We start from the raw sequence: 17,617 nt of genomic DNA, 5'->3' as shown, positions 1-17,617 counted from the left end.
ATAGATTACTCCTTCCCCGACACAAAAGCAAAGACCATCGATTCCCGATCCTGGATCTGATGTTCGTCATATTTCTCAAACTCCATAATGCCGCCAACCTTACCATCCCGGATGAAAATAAGCCGGTCTGCTCTACAGGCTGCCTTGATATCATGTGTAACCATGACAACGGATTGTCCTTTTTGGTTGATATCCGTCAAGATATCCAACACGGCTTTGCCATGCTCATAATTCAAGCTTCCAGTTGGTTCATCGGCAAAGAGAATATCTGGAGAATTGATTAGAGCACGTGCAATGGCAGCCCTTTGCTGCTGGCCTCCCGAAGTTTGAGAAGGAAGTCGATTACGCTGACCGTCAATATCCATGGCATTCATTAGTTGAGCGGCTCTTGTTTGTACTTCGTTTTTCTTAGTTCCGGCAATATATCCCGGTAAAGCGATATTTTCTTTGATGGAAAGGTCAGGGACCAGGTTGATGCTCTGATAGATATATCCGATCCTACGAATACGGAAGTCGGACATTTCCCGTTCACTAAAGGCGTCAATACGTTGATCCTGAAAATAGACTTCGCCGGCCGTGACATGGTCAAGCCCGCTCAACAGATAGAGTAGCGTTGATTTGCCTGAGCCGGAATTGCCCATGATGACCGTGAAGTCCCCTTCATAAATATCAAGATCGACGTTGCGAATGGCATGATATTGTTCACTGCCTGTATTGTACGTTTTGCACAGATTCTGTGCACGAATGATGGTTTTTTTCGCCACGTATGATCACTCCCGATTGTAATATAGGGTTCATTCTAAAGGAGGGATATTGATGAAGCCTTATCAAATTATGAATAAAGTATTACAGGCACCATATGGCCAGACGGGGTCTCTTATTCGCTCAGCAGATCGGGAGATTAAACTGAAAGATTGTACCCTGTCCTTCTTTGCTTGAAAAGGAGATATGTCCTCCGTGCGCCTCAATAATGCTTTTGCAGATAGACAAACCTAGGCCTGTCCCTTCGTGAGCGTTTCTGTTTGACCAGGAAGTCTGGCCTTTAAAATAACGTTCAAAAACAAAAGGCATGTCCTGTGCACGTATTCCCTGACCTGAATCAGCGATTGTAAAGTTGAGTTGGTCACCTTCCAGCTCTACGTTTATACGAATGGCGTCTCCCGGAGCAGTATGCTTAAGAGCGTTTGAGACGAGATTGGATATGACTTGTTCAATTCGAACAGGGTCCATTTGGATTAATACATTTGGAATGTTTTTGGGTGCTTCATAGATCATTCCACTGGTTAGAACAACATGTCCAATCGGTTTTAACATACGCTCAAAGGTGGGGCTGCTATATACTTCATACGGCTCCACAGAAATCTGCCCCAGCTCCTGCAATGCATGAACAAGCAGGTCCTCGACAAGACGGGCTGTTTTGTCCGTATTGGTCTGCATGACTTTCATATACTCCATCAGAGTTTCTTTATCGGAGCACATTCCTTCCAGAATGGCTTCTATGTACACTTTTACTGTTGTAATCGGTGTTTTGATATCATGAGAAATATTTGTAATGAGTTCTTTTTGCGCAGTTTCCTGCCGGATACGAAGTTCGCTTAAATGCATAATTTCTGTACGCATTAGATCAAACATGGCGTATAGTTCGCTCATCTCATCCATCCGGTTATACTGAATCGGTTCACTATATTGTCCTTTGAGAATGGATTCGGCATGTTGCTTCAACTGATGAATGGGGGAGAGCAGCTGTGTCTTGAATTTTCTCTTCATCAACACCAGATAAATGCCAAGAATCATGGAAGTGACCAAGAGCGCGCCCAAAATAAAGAAAGGGAATATCACAGTTTCTTTGACCATAACCATTGCCTTAGGGATCGTGAAGATGGCATTGCCAATCTGGCTTCCTTCGGGACCAGCCATAACAGGGAAAGCGATGTTAAGCGAAACGTTTCCGTTCGTGGCCTGTACGGCATGATTCAGATCATAATGCAGGGCTGATCGCAGATTGACTTGTTTTCCTTCGGAGTTGGGAGAAGAGGACAGCAATATAGTCCCATCCAATCCAACATAGGAAAGCTCAACCCCGTTTTCCTTTACGATGGAAAGAAGGTTATCTCGAACTCTTGGTTCCTGCAGTAGATGATTGTTCTGCTCCAGGTTGAGCAGGACGGGGTTAACCCGGAGACGAACTTGCTGGATGGACAGTTTAGAATCAGTCAAATTTCGGTTTTCAAGCAAATTAAGAAATAGAACCAGACTGGATCCGATCAGAATAAACAGGAGGATGAATGATGTTTTGAGCCATCGTGCGGACCAGGTGTTCAGTGACATGTTGCCTCCTCCGATCTTTACCTATTCATGATTGAATTTGTATCCAACGCCCCAGACAGTCTTTAGAACAGTCGGGTGGGAGGGATCTGCCTCAAATTTTTCTCTCAGCCTGCGAATATACACGGTTACCGTATTTTCATCTCCGTATGCAGCATATCCCCAGATCGCATCGAGCAATTGAGACTTGGAGAAGACCTGATTTTTGTTGCTCGCCAGATAATGCAGCAGCTCGAATTCCTTGGCGGAGAGAGAAACCTCGTTACCGTCTAGGGTGACTTTATAGGCTTTCTTGTCAATTTCCAGGTTAGCCAGACGTAGCATATGTGTTCTGTCCCGCTCGCTCGCTAAAGCTATACTGTCATATCGTCTAAAGTGGGCATTAATTCGTGCGAGTAATTCGCTCAGCGAGAAGGGTTTGGTCATATAGTCATCCGCCCCGAATCCCAGACCGAGCACCTTGTCTGTATCACTGCCCCGTGCACTCAATATGAGAATGGGAATGTTATTTCTCCGGCGAATTTCCCGGCATACATCGATCCCGTCCATATCCGGAAGCATGATGTCCAGAATAATATAATCCGGCTGCAACATGTCCATCATTTTCAACCCGTCTTGTCCATTGCTGGCCACTGCGGCTTCATACTGATTTTTGGTCAAATAGTCTCGCAAAATGCGCGAAATATCTTGTTCGTCTTCAATAATTAAGATTTTACGTTTGGTTTCCATTGAAATCTCTCCAAATAGTAGAGTGGTAGAGTATAAGATTGACCTATGTATGAATCCGTAAGTACTATATTTCAACTATACTGGTTTGTTTTCATGATGTCATGGGAAGTAGAAGAGGTTCTTTTGAAGAAAGAGCCGATTGGAAATCAGCTGCTTTCTTCCCTGAAGTAAAGAGATAATCAAGCTACAACTACACTTATAGATGCTCCAGATCGATGGATTGATGGGCCTGGGATTTGAGATATTCAGCTGGGGACATTCCAAAATGGGATCGGAATACCCGGTGAAAATAGGAATAGCTTGCAAAGCCGCATGTTTCGGCAATATGCTCTAGGGTCATATCGCTGTACTTCATACGCTCTAAGGCAGCGTTCAGCCGAATCTCAATCGCATACTGGATCATCGTTTGGCCATAGTGCTCCTTGAACAATCGCACCGCACGAGACAGGCTTAGTCCTGCGTAGCGGGCGGCTTCTTCGAGTTTGAAGGTGACGGTAGCATGCTCTTCAATGAATCGTTTCAGCTTCAGTGTCGAGGAAACAGAACGATCCGTCTGGATATTCTCCTTGATGGCCCGATCGATATACAGACACAAACCGCGCAGCAGTGCATCACTCAGTTCTATATTTTCCTCCAGCGGTCCACGGCGTTTCTCCAGGAGCATACTGCGCCAGAGACTGACCAATTTATCATCCAGCCCGATGTGGCTCACCGTGGATCGATGGTGACGCTTCCACCAGCTATCAATCCAATCCCCTTCACAGAACAAATAATAGTCTCCGCTGGATAACCTGCCCTCCTTATGAAGTTCTTCTACCACGAGGTGATAGTCGTCTCCGGGTTTAAGCAGTAGTAAATCGCCGCCAGTCATCTTAAATTCTTCATCTTGCACATATACCTTGCAAGAGCCTTCGGTTTGCAGACGGAACAGATAAGTCTGCAACTCGCCCTTCATATTATGGTTAAACGCCTTATAGTGATAGGAATAGTCACAGATCAGTACTGAGGTTTCCAAAAGATGTAATCCTCCAAATTTAAAAATTTGATCAGATAGTTCATGTTCTGACGATATTGTATATGTTCATTCTAGCCTGTTTTGCGTTAGGATGAAACCAGATAGAGCAATGAAAGCAAATTTGAGAGCAGAGGTGCATCTATTATGAAAAAACTTAATATTGGTTTGCAATTGTTTACACTCCGTGATGAAACTGCAGCAGATTTCCGTGGAACTTTGCGCAAGGTAGCAGAGCTTGGTTATGAAGGTGTCGAATTCGCCGGACATGGTGACATTCCTGCCGAAGAAATGAAAGCGCTATTGGATGAGCTTGGACTGAAAGGTTTCAGCAGCCACGTTTCATTGCATGCCATGCGTGAAGATCTGCAACAACAAATCGACTACCTCAAAACTATTGGGGCTCAATATATGATCTGCCCTTACCTGATGCCTGAAGATCGCCCAGAGAATGCAGAAGGCTGGACCAAACTGTTCAACGAATTGCAACAATATGGTGCAGAAGCGACCAAACAAGGTCTGATCTTCGGTTATCATAACCATGATTTCGAATTCCACGGTCAGGTTGGCGACGAAAATGCCTTTGATGCGATGTTTGTTCAAACGACACCTGAAGCGGTTCAAGTGGAAATGGACGTATGTTGGGTACAATTTGCCGGACAAAATCCGATTGAGTATATCAACAAATACGCAGGCCGTCTGCCGTTGCTTCACTTGAAAGACTTCAGTAAAGACGAACAGGGCCAGATGAAGACACTGGAACTGGGACAAGGTTCAGTTAATCTGCCAGCTGTTATTGAAGCGGCTACAAGTGCAGGTGTAGAATGGCTGATCGTGGAACAGGACGTTTGCCAGAATCCACCACTTGAAAGCGTAGCCAACAGCCATAACTGGCTGAAGCAGAATTACTTGAACCAATTCTAATTTATTTGTCAAAGGGGACATTTGTACATGAGTAAAATTAAAGTTGCTGTATTCGGCTGTGGAGCCATTGCCGAGCGCAGACATATTCCAGAGTACGCTGCCAATGAGAACGTAGAACTTGTCGCTTTTGCCGATCCGATCGTGGAGCGTGCGGAGAAGATGGCCGAAACTTACGGCGGTAAAGCTTACTCTAGCTACGAAGAATTGCTTGCAAGCGAAGAAGTGGATGCAGTCAGCGTTTGTACACCGAACTACCTGCATGCCTCGATGGCCATTGCTGCTGCGAATGCCGGTAAACATGTACTGGTGGAAAAACCGATGGCGGTTACAACCGAAGAAGGCGAGCAAATGATTGAAGCTGCCAAGAAAAACGGTGTGTATCTGATGGTTGGACACAACCAACGTTTGATGCCTCCACACGTAAAAGCCAAAGAAATTCTGGACTCCGGCAAACTCGGTAAAGTCCTGAATTTCCGTACTTCCTTTGGTCATCCAGGTCCGGAAGGCTGGAGCGTAGACGGTGCAGAAAGCTGGTTCTTCCGCAAAGAAGAAGCGATTATGGGAGCCATGGGTGACCTGGGCGTGCACAAATCGGACTTTATCCGTTATTTGCTGGATGATGAAGTATCCGAAGTTGCTGGTTTCATCAGCACACTGCACAAGGAAAATACCAAAGTGGACGATAACGCAACTTGCCTGCTTCGCATGAAGAGCGGTGCAATCGGTACGCTGGTAGCGAGCTGGACACAATACAGAGCAGGAGATAACAGTACGGTTCTGTGGTGTGAAAATGGTGTGATGAAGATCGGAACGGTAGAAGGAGACGAGGTTATCGTTGAGCTGACTAACGGTACGGTTGAAACATACAAAGTTGGCGCAATGTCTACCAACGAGAAACAAGTACCAAGCGGCGTTATTGACGCTTTTGTGGAGTCGATTGTAACGCAAACACCTCCAAGCATTTCCGGTGAAGAAGGTCTGCGTTCCCTGCAAGTGATTCTGGCAGCATTTGAATCCGAGAAGACTGGTCAGATCGTGAAGCTGTAATCGTAACGATATCATCGTCATTACTTTAATTAGTGTGACTATCTCATATTAAAAAGGGGCTTACCTCCAGAGAAATATTTCTGGTGGGTAGTCTCTTTTTATTACTTTTTCATGGCATCCAGATTGGTAGAATCCGCAATAGAGGACAAGTCTGGACCCGAAGTTTGGCGATATGCTGGTCCTAGCGAAAAGCGATTATTGATCCTGCCTGCGGCATGGCTACAATGGTTGAATGGTTAGCTGGCATTCCAAAAAGGACTGACTACTCCGCTATATCGCGGAAGAGTCAGTCCCTTTACCATCAAGATTGAATTAAAAGTGTATGCCAGTTTTACACGCTTGGTTTCACATTACTGCCCAAATCCAGCCAATCCAGTTCTTCACGAGTTAGTGTGATGCGAGAACCTTCGTCACAAGACAAAAGTTCTTCCCGATTTTGAGCACCAATCAGCGCACAGGTTGGAAACGGTTGGTTCAATACATAAGCAAGTGCAATCTGAATTGGCGTGGTATTTTTCGACTCGGCCAGCTGTTCCGCCCGGTGCAAACGTTCCCAGTTGCCGTCACTGTAAAATACACGAACCAGATCTTCATTATCCCGCACTTCAGGTGTGAATCGTCCGGTAAAGAAGCCACGAGCCTGGGAAGACCAGGACAGCAAAGGAAGTTTGGTGCGCTCATGCCATGCCAGCGTCTCTTCGTCTGCCGATACACAGCCTGCCCAGAACGGTTCGTTCGCTTTGGCAAGACTGAGATTCGGACTGCTGAATGTGAATCCTTTCAGACCGTTAGCAGCTGCATATGCGTTAGCTTCCTCCAGCCGCTGCCAGGTCCAGTTGGAGGCGCCGATCGCGCCGATTTTGCCGGATTCAATATGTTCATTCAACGCTTCGAGAATCACGCCAACAGGTATGTTTGGATCATCCCGATGCAGGGCATATAGCTCTACATGTTCCGTTTGAAGCCGCTCCAGACTGGTAAGAAGATCGCTGCGGATAGCATCAGCATTAACGCGTGGGCCGTTCTGGTCATGATGCGCACCTTTGGTCAAAATAACGATCTCGTTACGGTTACCCCGTTCCTGCATATAACGTCCGAGCACTTCTTCACTCTGCCCGCCACAATAAATATGCGCGGAGTCAACGGTATTACCGCCAATCGCCAAGAATGCATCCATGTTCGTAGCTGCTTTCTCATAGGAATCATGGTAAAAATAATCGGTTCCTTTAATCAATCGGGAGATAGGTTTACCTGCACCAGCAATTTCAATGTATTCCATAATTCAGTTCATCCTCTCTTCTTATAGTGTAATACGTGTACGTTCTTCCGCTGAACGAAGGCAAGCTTCGAGTACTTTCATATTGGCTATAGCATCGGATGGATCGAAGCGCAGAGCTTTACCTTGAAGCACAGCCCGTGCCATATCGTCCCCCTGGAGGGAGTAGTGATTCACCTGTGGGACTTCAATCTCCTTACGCTCACCGTCAACAGTTACGAAGAAGTTGGAGCTGCGGTCCCGATTACTGATAAAGGCAGAAGGAACCTCAATGATGCCATCCGATCCAAGTACCTCCAGTGTGTTGCGGAAGGCTGCCCACATGCTGCTGTCAAAGGTGACGCCAATATGATTGTCGAACTCAAGCAAGCCGGAAGCCATCATATCCACATGATCATGTTCAGGGGAGAACATGCCAATGACGGTTGCCGCCGAAGGCTCTTGGCCAAGTAACAGGCGTGCTGCACTGATGGAATAACAGCCGATATCATACAGCGCACCGCCACCCCAATCACGCCGAAAGCGAACATTACCTGTTGAGCCTGAACTGTTGAACGAAAATGTACTATGAATGCCGCGGATTTCACCAATTTCTCCGCTGGCGATAATATCCTTAATCTGATCATAACGTGGATGGTGTCGGTACATGAGAGCTTCAGCGAGATGCACACCAGCGTCTTCGCAGGCTTGCACCATTTCCTGAGCTTCCTGCTCCGTCAGTGCCAATGGCTTTTCACACAAAATATGTTTACCAGCTTCTGCGGCACGGAGTGTCCACTCCCGGTGCAGATGGTTCGGAAGCGGAATGTAAACCGCATCAATGGAATCGTCAGCAAGCAAAGCTTCATAGCTGCCATAAGCTTGAGAAATGCCGAGTTTGTCAGCAGTTTGTTTTGCTTTTTCTTCATCTCGACTAGCAATGGCAGTCACTTCATTCAACTCGGATTGCTGCAAACCTGGAATAACGGATCCTACGGCAATGCTAGCGCTACCAAGAATTCCCCAGCGCAGTTTTCGATCTGAATTCATTTGTTGTTTCCTCCTATGAATGAATGTATATTGTGATTATAAGTAATAGATGGATGAATGAAAATGATAATATATTGAAATGAGTTAACACAATATTGTTTAGAAAAGAGAATGGGCCATGATGAGACAGACTGTACTGCTAACCTTGCAGGATATTCCATATTTTTGTTATCCAGAATCTGTTGGACTTTATGTCGACCACCCTGAGCACACCGTATTACGTGAGGCTGGCGCACTTAACAACTTCAATATTCACTACGTTGCTGCGGGCAAGGGGTACGTGGAAGTGGAGGGAGTAGTGCATGAGCTTCGTGCGGGTCAGGCTGTACTGTATTTCCCGCTGCAGCGGCAGCATTACTACAGCAGCGAAGATGATCCATGGGATGTGCGATGGGTTCATTTTTACGGTGAACGGCTGCATGATTATATGATTGAGCGGGGGTTGCATCGTAATCTGTTGTGGACGCTGCGGCAGCAGGCTCCATGGGAAGAAGCACATATGGCACTACTGAACGAAGCTGAGCAGAACCGGATGCTGCGTCCTGCCCAACTATCTACCCTGACCTACGCTGTGCTGGCCGAGTTCGTGCAGCATGCTGTTCCACTGAAAAGCACACGCACAAGCAAGGCTGAGAGTCGTATCCTTGGACTGCTTCCACAGATGCAGCAGGAGGCATGCCAACCGTTTTTGTTGCAGGATTGGGCGGATATGGCGGGTGTGAGTTCGTATTACTTTTGCAAAATGTTTAAGAGTGCCGTGGAGATGACACCGATGGAATTTATAACCCGTTCGCGGTTGCAGATGGCGAAGCAGTGGCTGCTGGAACGGCCAACGGCCAACATTGGACAGATCGCAGAGGAGGCGGGGTATCCCAATGCCAGTTATTTTAACCGCCAATTCTTAGCCCATGAGGGCATGACTCCAACGGATTATCGCGGGCTTTACCACAGTTAAATGTAATGATGTCCGTTTGTTTGATTCTGTGGAAATCTTCGACGTTTGACAGAGCGTTCAATCAAGTCTATTATAGATAAATTAAATCCGTATATAATGAGGTGCCCTCATGAAATATTCGAAAGCTACAAACTATGCCCTGCACACCATGCTTTTCCTGGTTGCGACCGAACCGGAACAACTGGTCAGTGTACATCAATTAGCTGAGATGCAAAAAGTATCTCCAACCTATTTGTCTAAAATATTGACCAAGCTGGTCAAAGCCGGTATGATCGAATCGACTTCTGGTGCCAATGGTGGTTATCGGCTTAGCCGGAAGAATCCGGACCCTTCATTTCTGGAGATTATCCATGCCATTGAAGGACAGGCTTCCCTGTTCGAATGCTCGCAGGATCATAACGAAGGCTGCCTGATTCAGCAGGTGATGGTCCGTGCGGAAGAAGAGATGGAGAGCTATTTGAACAATAAAAAAATGTCTGAGCTGGCTGCCCAAATGAAAGCTGCACATTCCGTATAACCTGAATCGGAGGTGCAGATGATCCTAAACGCAGCGCCCGATGAAGGGCGAATTTAAAATCCTTCCTCTCCCGCTTAAGGGAATTGGAAGGATTTTTTGCTGTACTCGGATGTGGGTCGAAGTTATAAGTTTCAGATGACTCTGGAAGACAAGAGGAGAGGAAATGATGCTCGTGGTCTGACGATTGAGCAGATGCGTAACCCGGACCCCATTGAACAATGCAATGTATACCCTCAACATCGGGAGTGTTCAAGATGGGGCGAATGATAGTATACAAACGTATAATATGCCATTGTACCTAATATGAGCGGAATGGTACAATAAGGAAAAAATTTATTAATACATATTTGCTTACATCTTAGATTTCTGGAGGGACAACACATGAGCCAATCAACTATCACAGGACTGGAACAACTGCTTGCACTGGAAAACATTCGGAATACCAAAGCTCGCTATTGCCGTTATATTGATACGAAGCAGTGGGATACATTAGGTGAAGTGTTCGCTCTGGATGCCGTAGCTGATTTCAGTACAGAAGGCAATCCAATCCCGGTATTAACAGGTCGCGACACCATTGTTCAAGTATTCCGAGATTTGGTGCATGTTGCCGTAACTGTGCATCATGTACATAGCGCGGAAGTTGAATTTGTAGCCGAGAATGAAGCCAAAGTAATCTCTCCAATGGAAGATTGGGTTACGTTCCCTGAAGGTAATGACAATAAATCCTTTCACGGATTTGGACATTACCATGAGACGTTTGTCAAAATTGATGGTCAATGGCTCATCCAGCATACCAGCCTGAAGCGTCTTCGTCTGGATCTGTTTGAATAATGTTTGTATTCATATAAAGAATATTAAAACGATAATAACCAAAGCCCCAGGAGCGCTATAGCTGCGTCCTTGGGGCTTTGTTTTGTTCAAGCTTTTACGTTCACTCAGGCTTGCATGCGGATTTGCTAGAGTGAAAGTGTCTGACGTTTTTCTTTTGAAAATTGTTGTGTGACAATAAGCATACCTAACGAAAGCAGAACGAGCAGCAGACATACCCAATAGGAATTTCGATACCCCAACGCTCCAGCTGTCCATCCCCCTACCAGACTACCAAATAATCTTCCCAACGTGGAGGCATTGGAATAGAGTGTTGACGCATAGCCGGGCATGGAAGGAAGCAGATCCTGCATGTAACTGATCCCGATAGCAGAGATGACGGCGACAAAGAATGCGAGCAATAGTTGTCCGGCCAGTAAGTGCCACAGTTCCGTGGAGAACAAAACTATTACATAATAAGCGGCACCCATCAGGGAGCCCCATAACATGAGTGAGCGGTTGGGATACTTAGAGGCGAGCAGACCCAAGCCTAGCATAATGGGAATCTCGAGCCCTGCGCATAGACTGGAGATCCAGCCAACTTCCCGGGTTCCCCCGCCCAGATGGTGAATAATGAACAGTGATGCATTCAGATTATTCATCCAATGTGCCATATACAGGAGTGTAGTAATGAGAAAAGGCATATAGATTCTTGCATCCTGATGCAATTTCATGTGTATGCCACCTGTAGATGCACGGAGGGTAGGAGGCTCGGGAGCCTTTTTTAAGAGAAAGAAAAATAATAGCGCATTGAACAAAAAAATAAGACATGTTGAACTGAAAATACCGGTGTATCCAATATACGCAATCAGTAAAGTTCCGAGTAAGGGCCCCGTGATAAACCCCAGTGAAAAGGCGGAGCGCAGGGTTGAATTGGCCACAGCATGATCGACGTCCGTTGCGGTATTGACCGCTTCTCTTGCAGCTGCGAACAATTGTGGCATGGCGGGAGATCCGAGCGCAGTCAGCACCGTCATATAGATAAATAATAAAGTGAAGTCGTGAATCCACAGATATCCGGCAAAAGCCAGAGCATTGCAAATCATGGCGGTCACCAGAATTTTTTTACGAGCCCCGGGTTGATCCGATCGTCTGGCGATCCAGGAACTGAACAACACACCCGCCATAAGAGTTACGGCAGTGAATAATCCAAATGTAGCGATGGATACTTCGAGACGGGTTGTAAAGTAGACCGCCAGAAAGGGAGCGCTGATTGAAATAGCCATACCTTGCAACAACATACAAATGAGAAACAGCCGGTATGTAGGGATACGAAATAGTGAATTAAACTGTTGAAGCTTCATGTGTGAAAGACATCCCCTTGGTTTTATCATTTTCAAAATATCTATACATCTGGTTATAATATAAGAAATTCAGAGATAAAGTAATACCTATTGATTTCTTATAATCTAATAACAAAAAAAAGCCAGAGATCAGACCCTATCGGTCTAATCCCTGGCTTTCTTATATGAAGAATCTATTATAAGTAAGATCCTTTATAACCTGCTTAGTTTGAAGCAACGGTTTTCTTCCGTGATTGCATTCTCAGATACACCTGGGAGAAAATAATGGATGCCAGAGCAACCACAGTCATACCCCAGAAAATATTGGTGTACGCCGAGGCTAATGGTAATTGCTGCATGGCTGTCAATGCCACACCAGTTACGGCAACACTAAATGCTCCGCTGAAGAACTGGCTAAGCTGGAACAGTCCCATGCCAGCACCAACCTGATCCATCGTCAGATTGCCTGACAATTCATTGGATACACTCGTTGTCAGTGCAGAGAAACCTACGCTAAGCAGAATGTATACGGCCATAATGGCATAGATGCTGTCGTCTGCAAATAGAGCAAACAATCCGGCAGCAGCGAGCAGCAACCATGGTGCGAACTTGAGCAGTTGTGTATTGCCGTGCCGGTCAATCATGCGGCCAATCCGATTGGATAACAGCATGGACACGATTGCACCCGGGAAGATGACAAGCCCGGACTGGGCCGGAGTCAGGCCATACAGATGTGCCAGAATTTGCGGTAGCAGGAACAGCGTCGAGAAGTTGTTAATATACGAGACAATCCCCAGTGAGCTGAGCATCATATATTTTTTGTTTTTGAATAAGGCCGGTTGAACGAAAGGATCGGCTGCACGGCGAATTCTTAACCAGAACAGAATGAGTGCAGCCGCACCTACGACAAGGGTTACCCATTCACGCGAAGTCAGGAATAGTAGGACGCCGGTTGTTCCGATCGCCAGTAACAACGCGCCGAGCAAGTCGAATGAACCCTTTTGCGGCATCTCACTTGGAAGCAGTTTGAAAAATACAGGGATCAGAAACAAGGTTAGTCCGGTAACGATAAACAGATCATGCCATCCGAGAAACTGTGTAATACTGCCGCCGATCACAGGTCCAAGTCCAAGACCCAGTGAGCTGGCAGACATAACAACAGCCATGGATTTACCCCGGCGGTCACTTGGAATGTAACGAGTAATAAGAACGATAGCTAGCCCTGGTACAGAAGCTGCACCCGCAGCCTGAATCAGACGTGCAATGAGCAGAAGGATAAAATGGTTACTGAAGAAACCAAGAACGGATGCCGCACCAAGCAGTGTAAGACCGGTCGTAAACAGCGTGCGAATCGGAATAAAATCCGATAGACGTGAGAACGTGATCGAGGAAATAGCAAAAACGATGGAATAACCGGTGACAATCCAGGAAGAAGAGACAGATGAGAGCATAAATTCAGCTGCAATTTTGGGTAGGGCCAGATTGAACATCATCGTATTCATAACGACAAGCACAACCGTGAAGCCAAGTAGACTTACGATTAACCCTTCCTGTATTCCTGCTGTCCGTTCCCCAGATGATGCAGTTGCGGTGTTGTTCATAAAAACCTCCTAGATTGATGTGTATTTCGCAACATTTCAGAAACGGTGTGTAACATTTGCAAAATGTGGTATAGAGTGAATCCCATGCCTGACAGCAGGGATACATAAACGAAATATGTTTGTAAGTTCGATTGGTATCGAACATTAGAAATATATCATGGAACTATGCTAAAATACAATGGATAGTCTGAAAAAAAAGGAGACTACAACGATGAAAATTTTGCACCATCCTCAAGTGCAGGATATCGAACTTTCTTCCGTATTGTACGCATTAAGTGATCCGATCCGTCTTGGGATCGTAACCGAAGCAGCCAGAAATGGTGAGCAGCCATGCAGTCATTTTCGTGTACCTGTTGTAAAATCTACGATGTCACACCATGTTCGGACCCTGCGGGAAGCCGGAGTCATTCGGGTAAGAGTACAAGGTACACAGCATTTCCTGACGCTAAGATCCGAGGATCTGGAAGTGCGTTTTCCTGGTCTGTTGCAGCCTTTGTTACAAGCGGCAGCTCAGTCTGAAATACATGATTCCTAAAAAATGTCCTTTCTTCAAGTTGAAGAGGGGACATTTTTTTATGTTTGGTATATTCCATACTGCTGCGACATTCTATGTCGTACCATGCCCTCTATAATAACGGTGAACACACAAACCATATCGAAAAGAGGTTCACAAACGTTGGCAAAAACAAAAAGAGGACGCGTCCTGTGGAATCTACCATCCCGAGGAAGAGGAACATGCCCGGTGTGCAGCAGCACCCGGATTAAATTGTTGTATTCGCAATCGAAAACAGATGGTACGAGTCTGAAAGTATGCAAGAAATGCTCCAAAGCTGTGCAGTCCAGAGTGGACAAGGTAACTGTATAACATAACAGGCCTGTTCTTCGGAACGGGCCATGTCTTTTGGTATAATACAATTACTAAATACGGAATGAGCCAGGGGGCGGGGAAATGAGCAATATGCATCGTATTCACTGGTTTGACGAGCAGATTCGGAGTGGACGTTTTCCGAACAGCAGCTGGCTTGCACGTGAATTTGAAATATCCCGGCGCCAGGCCCAACGCGATATTGAATATATGGCTATTTCTCTACGTGCCCCCCTGGTGTATATAGCAAAATATCGAGGGTATTGTTACGAGGATCAGACTTACCGGCTGCCCCATTTATATATGACGGAAGAAGAACAGCGGGTGCTTAAGTATCTGGCACATCGTTATCGGCATTACAATTATGATCAGTCGGATGCGGTGAAGCGTGTGGCACATTTGCTGGAGCGTTTTACGCTCGAGGAACAGCAGACGGGAAGCAGTCAGCTTCCTGTGTTTAAAGCAGATCCGCAGCAGCTTCAGTTCTTTGAGATTTTGTCTCATGCGATTGCCGAATCCCGCAAAGTACATATCCATTACAGAGACCATGCCGGAGAACGGCAATTTACCTGGTGTCCATTGAAGATGCTGTCCCAGTTCAACGCCGATTATGTGGTTGGTTACGAAACGGACCCTTTACAGCAAACGGCCATCCGGCTGGAGGGCATGATTCGTGTGCAGATTACGAACGAGACGTTTCAGTGTCAGACAGACGGGTTGCTGGGTGCATGGGAAGAGGCGCTACCTGTCCGTAAACCGTTTGTCGCTGAGATAAGACTGAAAGAAGTGCAGCAAACAGAGCTGTGGCAAGGATATCGGATTCGGGAGAAGCAAGATCAGGTTCATTGGATTGAATTTTATGATACGGATGCTTTCCTACAGCATTTGTTCATTAGTGAGTGGGAAGAACTGTTGTCTCCAACGTGGCTTAGACGAAAGCTTCAGCAAAGTGCTGAAGGAATAATCGACAGGCTCGCCGTACAGCGCAAGGCAAACGTGAATTAGAACAACCATGGAGAGGAGATTTTTTTTGACTGAAGTTGTGTTAGAAAACCTGATCATGAAGCGGGAGTCCAAATCGTATGTGGATAGCCTACACGCTGTATTGACCCATGCGGGTCTGTTTCAGGGTTCCAAGTATGGGATAGCTGGATATACGGGTATGGCATTCAAACTATCGGTGCATCGCAGACTACTGCCCATGTCGGTTACAGCCTATGGTCAATGGGGAGAATCCCATCGCCCTGGAATCGATAACTTGGGGATATTCACGATCTGGGATGGGGGACGGACACGTCATCCCACATTCGGGTATTACCAGCGGGATGCGGTGAGTGGGGTAAAACGCAGTTTGGATGGAGGCATCGGGGTGATCTACTGGATTCCGGAATTTGGTGTCATTCAAGGGTATGATGACGGTGATCGCATCTTTTATGTGCAAGATGGCTGGAGCAAGGAACCACAGATCTTGCTGTATGACAATTTCGGATTAAACTTCACCGGGTTTTGGTATTGTCAGGTCTTTGGTGACCAGGTGCATATCCCCGAACAAGAGATGCTGTTGGAATCATTGAGATTGGCGATTGAGGATTGGGATATCCCTTATCGTCTACTGCCTGATCGGAATATCGCTTCGGGCAGACTGGCGTATGATGTGTGGGTGCATGCCCTTCGGAGTGGAGATTATGATGAATCAGGTGCTGCGTATATTTTGGAATCCTATTGCCAGTCCCGAACTGAAATTCAGATGTATTTGCAGGATGCGCGGGGGATATGGACCGAACTGGACCAAGCCTATGCATGCTATGAACAGCTTGGAGCATTGATTATACAGATGAAGGGATGCATGATTCAGGAACATAACAGATGGATTATACAGGCAGATGCCACAGAGAAACTGGCACAGGCATTATTGGAAGCGAGAGCACTGGAAGAGCAGGCTGTTGATTATTTTCGTTTGATATCCCTAAAGTACCCTGATCGCAAACGGTCCACTGTGCCACGGTGGGGAGCGCACTCGGCAAGGTAGAAGGGAGGAGTAGAGGATGGAGAGCAAAATATTGCTGGATTTAATTCATTTTCCACAGAGCAGGAATTCTGCACGTGAACACATATCATGGAACGGAACGTGCTCCTATATAGATGCGATGTATCGGATTCTGGTGCATAAACAGTGGACGGATTTGCCACGTCACATGATTGCGGGTATGACCGCAAGTGTGTTTCGATTAGTAGTGGACCGGCGTCTAACGACAGAATCGATCTCAGCGTACAACTGGATGGCCGAGAACTTTGTAGCTGCTGATTTCATTGGTGTGACAGCGAGTCAGTCAGGGGGATTTTCGTTCGTGCCAACCTTTCCGCTCTATCAGAAGTGGGCCCTGTTGGATATTAAAGCTTCCATTGACCGAGGTGTAGGGGCCATTCTGTGGCATGATCAGTTTGTCATTTGCACTGGATATGATGATGGGGAGCAGGTGCTATTTATCTGTGAAACTGAAGGAACTGAGGTCGTTCATCTGCCCTATGATTCTTTTGGTCGGAACAGTACACCATACTGGTACTATCAGGTGCTTGAATCCCATACAACCGTAGACATATGGGAAGTATGTAAGGAATCATTAATTCAGGCCGTATACAAATGGGAAACCCATGATTATATGCTACCTCCTCAGGATTACGCCTGTGGACCCGCTGCTTATGCAGCCATTGCTTCTGCCCTGCAATCTGGGACATATGAAACCGATCAAGCTGCCATAGTTTTGCGCTATTATGCTAATTCAAGAAAGGATATGGCCTCCTATGTTGCAGAGCTTGAGCATTTGTCTAATCAGATGACTCATGTTGTGCAGGAGTATGCGTTACTCGCAGACCTATATGCTCAGATGATGGAGAAGGTTGAGGATTCAACAGCTTGGGATGCGAGGGAACCAGGGCATGTGCTAAGGATGATCCATCTGATTGAGCAAGCAGGGGAAACGGAACAACGTGCCATTGATGCGATTAAACAAGCATTCCCAGAGACGATTGGCAATCGTTTTGAGGATATCGGATTAAGATGAATGGAACAGTGCACATAGTTCAAAATGGAAAGAGTACAGACTAATAAGACCGGAAATGGCCCCTGCGTGTGGTCATTTCCGGTCTTATTTGCGTTTTGTTTAGCCACATATATGGCCGTAATGAC

Annotated in this window: 18 protein-coding genes; 10 read left to right on the top strand and 8 right to left on the bottom strand. The window is 46.2% G+C overall.

Annotated elements, in window-relative coordinates:
- Positions 1–5 precede the first annotated feature (5 nt).
- From AC3ITG_RS27980 to AC3ITG_RS27965, 4 genes are all read right to left on the bottom strand, one after another.
- Positions 6–764 (bottom strand): ABC transporter ATP-binding protein, encoded by a 759-nt coding sequence (locus AC3ITG_RS27980; RefSeq protein ID WP_489251967.1) that lies wholly within the window; start codon positions 762–764, stop codon positions 6–8.
- A gap of 121 nt (positions 765–885) precedes the next feature.
- On the bottom strand, positions 886–2,328 hold the full coding sequence (locus AC3ITG_RS27975; protein ID WP_489251966.1) for a sensor histidine kinase: 1,443 nt from the start codon (positions 2,326–2,328) through the stop codon (positions 886–888).
- A gap of 21 nt (positions 2,329–2,349) precedes the next feature.
- Positions 2,350–3,054 carry a response regulator transcription factor gene (locus tag AC3ITG_RS27970; protein ID WP_489251965.1) on the bottom strand — a complete coding sequence of 235 codons (705 nt, stop codon included), beginning with the start codon at positions 3,052–3,054 and terminating at the stop codon, positions 2,350–2,352.
- A gap of 196 nt (positions 3,055–3,250) precedes the next feature.
- Positions 3,251–4,069 (bottom strand): helix-turn-helix domain-containing protein, encoded by an 819-nt coding sequence (locus AC3ITG_RS27965; protein ID WP_489251964.1) that lies wholly within the window; start codon positions 4,067–4,069, stop codon positions 3,251–3,253.
- Positions 4,070–4,213: 144 nt separating this feature from the next.
- Here AC3ITG_RS27965 and AC3ITG_RS27960 point away from each other — a divergent pair, with 144 nt between their 5' ends.
- Together AC3ITG_RS27960 and AC3ITG_RS27955 are read left to right on the top strand one after the other, a co-directional pair.
- On the top strand, positions 4,214–4,990 hold the full coding sequence (locus AC3ITG_RS27960) for a sugar phosphate isomerase/epimerase family protein (RefSeq protein ID WP_489251963.1): 777 nt from the start codon (positions 4,214–4,216) through the stop codon (positions 4,988–4,990).
- A gap of 27 nt (positions 4,991–5,017) precedes the next feature.
- Positions 5,018–6,037 (top strand): Gfo/Idh/MocA family protein, encoded by a 1,020-nt coding sequence (locus AC3ITG_RS27955; protein ID WP_413030587.1) that lies wholly within the window; start codon positions 5,018–5,020, stop codon positions 6,035–6,037.
- Between the two features lie 331 nt (positions 6,038–6,368).
- Here AC3ITG_RS27955 and AC3ITG_RS27950 read toward each other — a convergent pair whose 3' ends face one another.
- Entirely contained in the window at positions 6,369–7,316 is a 948-nt protein-coding gene (locus tag AC3ITG_RS27950; protein WP_489251962.1) for an aldo/keto reductase, read from the bottom strand.
- A gap of 21 nt (positions 7,317–7,337) precedes the next feature.
- The gene (locus AC3ITG_RS27945; protein ID WP_489251961.1) at positions 7,338–8,342 is read right to left on the bottom strand and encodes a Gfo/Idh/MocA family protein; all 1,005 of its coding nucleotides are present in this window, start codon (positions 8,340–8,342) and stop codon (positions 7,338–7,340) included.
- Positions 8,343–8,460: 118 nt separating this feature from the next.
- Here AC3ITG_RS27945 and AC3ITG_RS27940 point away from each other — a divergent pair, with 118 nt between their 5' ends.
- From AC3ITG_RS27940 to AC3ITG_RS27930, 3 genes are all read left to right on the top strand, one after another.
- A complete protein-coding gene (locus AC3ITG_RS27940) occupies positions 8,461–9,297 on the top strand; it encodes an AraC family transcriptional regulator (RefSeq protein WP_072735596.1) in 837 nt (278 codons plus the stop codon).
- Positions 9,298–9,406: 109 nt separating this feature from the next.
- On the top strand, positions 9,407–9,814 hold the full coding sequence (locus tag AC3ITG_RS27935; protein ID WP_063567075.1) for an Rrf2 family transcriptional regulator: 408 nt from the start codon (positions 9,407–9,409) through the stop codon (positions 9,812–9,814).
- Between the two features lie 381 nt (positions 9,815–10,195).
- Positions 10,196–10,645, top strand: a complete 450-nt coding sequence (locus tag AC3ITG_RS27930) for a nuclear transport factor 2 family protein (RefSeq protein WP_413373735.1) — start codon at positions 10,196–10,198, stop codon at positions 10,643–10,645.
- A gap of 125 nt (positions 10,646–10,770) precedes the next feature.
- Here the strand turns inward: AC3ITG_RS27930 and AC3ITG_RS27925 are convergent, their stop codons facing one another.
- Together AC3ITG_RS27925 and AC3ITG_RS27920 are read right to left on the bottom strand one after the other, a co-directional pair.
- On the bottom strand, positions 10,771–11,985 hold the full coding sequence (locus tag AC3ITG_RS27925) for a sugar efflux transporter (protein ID WP_489251960.1): 1,215 nt from the start codon (positions 11,983–11,985) through the stop codon (positions 10,771–10,773).
- 203 nt (positions 11,986–12,188) lie between these two features.
- Positions 12,189–13,565, bottom strand: a complete 1,377-nt coding sequence (locus tag AC3ITG_RS27920; protein ID WP_489251959.1) for an MFS transporter — start codon at positions 13,563–13,565, stop codon at positions 12,189–12,191.
- Between the two features lie 211 nt (positions 13,566–13,776).
- Between AC3ITG_RS27920 and AC3ITG_RS27915 the strand changes: the two genes are divergently transcribed.
- The 5 genes from AC3ITG_RS27915 to AC3ITG_RS27895 all read left to right on the top strand — a co-directional run bounded on the left by AC3ITG_RS27915 (position 13,777) and on the right by AC3ITG_RS27895 (position 17,492).
- Positions 13,777–14,100 (top strand): ArsR/SmtB family transcription factor, encoded by a 324-nt coding sequence (locus AC3ITG_RS27915; protein WP_063567079.1) that lies wholly within the window; start codon positions 13,777–13,779, stop codon positions 14,098–14,100.
- A gap of 141 nt (positions 14,101–14,241) precedes the next feature.
- The gene (locus AC3ITG_RS27910) at positions 14,242–14,430 is read left to right on the top strand and encodes a hypothetical protein (protein ID WP_413373734.1); all 189 of its coding nucleotides are present in this window, start codon (positions 14,242–14,244) and stop codon (positions 14,428–14,430) included.
- Positions 14,431–14,514: 84 nt separating this feature from the next.
- Positions 14,515–15,435, top strand: a complete 921-nt coding sequence (locus tag AC3ITG_RS27905) for a helix-turn-helix transcriptional regulator (protein WP_489251958.1) — start codon at positions 14,515–14,517, stop codon at positions 15,433–15,435.
- Between the two features lie 25 nt (positions 15,436–15,460).
- Positions 15,461–16,459 carry a cysteine peptidase family C39 domain-containing protein gene (locus AC3ITG_RS27900; protein ID WP_413373730.1) on the top strand — a complete coding sequence of 333 codons (999 nt, stop codon included), beginning with the start codon at positions 15,461–15,463 and terminating at the stop codon, positions 16,457–16,459.
- A 16-nt stretch (positions 16,460–16,475) separates the two neighbouring features.
- The gene (locus AC3ITG_RS27895) at positions 16,476–17,492 is read left to right on the top strand and encodes a hypothetical protein (protein WP_489251957.1); all 1,017 of its coding nucleotides are present in this window, start codon (positions 16,476–16,478) and stop codon (positions 17,490–17,492) included.
- Positions 17,493–17,617 lie beyond the last annotated feature (125 nt).

The organism is Paenibacillus sp. GL_099_B (assembly GCF_057835695.1).
The sequence above is the reverse complement of the archived record's forward strand: the minus strand, read 5'-3'. Positions and strand labels throughout refer to the sequence as shown.

Coding starts and splice junctions, on each gene's coding strand:
- AC3ITG_RS27945 (WP_489251961.1), bottom strand. CDS start 8,342: ATGAATTCAGATCGAAAACTGCGCTGGGGAATTCTTGGTAGCGCTAGC.
- AC3ITG_RS27905 (WP_489251958.1), top strand. CDS start 14,515: ATGAGCAATATGCATCGTATTCACTGGTTTGACGAGCAGATTCGGAGT.
- AC3ITG_RS27930 (WP_413373735.1), top strand. CDS start 10,196: ATGAGCCAATCAACTATCACAGGACTGGAACAACTGCTTGCACTGGAA.
- AC3ITG_RS27955 (WP_413030587.1), top strand. CDS start 5,018: ATGAGTAAAATTAAAGTTGCTGTATTCGGCTGTGGAGCCATTGCCGAG.
- AC3ITG_RS27915 (WP_063567079.1), top strand. CDS start 13,777: ATGAAAATTTTGCACCATCCTCAAGTGCAGGATATCGAACTTTCTTCC.
- AC3ITG_RS27970 (WP_489251965.1), bottom strand. CDS start 3,054: ATGGAAACCAAACGTAAAATCTTAATTATTGAAGACGAACAAGATATT.
- AC3ITG_RS27940 (WP_072735596.1), top strand. CDS start 8,461: ATGATGAGACAGACTGTACTGCTAACCTTGCAGGATATTCCATATTTT.
- AC3ITG_RS27920 (WP_489251959.1), bottom strand. CDS start 13,565: ATGAACAACACCGCAACTGCATCATCTGGGGAACGGACAGCAGGAATA.
- AC3ITG_RS27925 (WP_489251960.1), bottom strand. CDS start 11,985: ATGAAGCTTCAACAGTTTAATTCACTATTTCGTATCCCTACATACCGG.
- AC3ITG_RS27950 (WP_489251962.1), bottom strand. CDS start 7,316: ATGGAATACATTGAAATTGCTGGTGCAGGTAAACCTATCTCCCGATTG.
- AC3ITG_RS27895 (WP_489251957.1), top strand. CDS start 16,476: ATGGAGAGCAAAATATTGCTGGATTTAATTCATTTTCCACAGAGCAGG.
- AC3ITG_RS27960 (WP_489251963.1), top strand. CDS start 4,214: ATGAAAAAACTTAATATTGGTTTGCAATTGTTTACACTCCGTGATGAA.
- AC3ITG_RS27935 (WP_063567075.1), top strand. CDS start 9,407: ATGAAATATTCGAAAGCTACAAACTATGCCCTGCACACCATGCTTTTC.
- AC3ITG_RS27975 (WP_489251966.1), bottom strand. CDS start 2,328: ATGTCACTGAACACCTGGTCCGCACGATGGCTCAAAACATCATTCATC.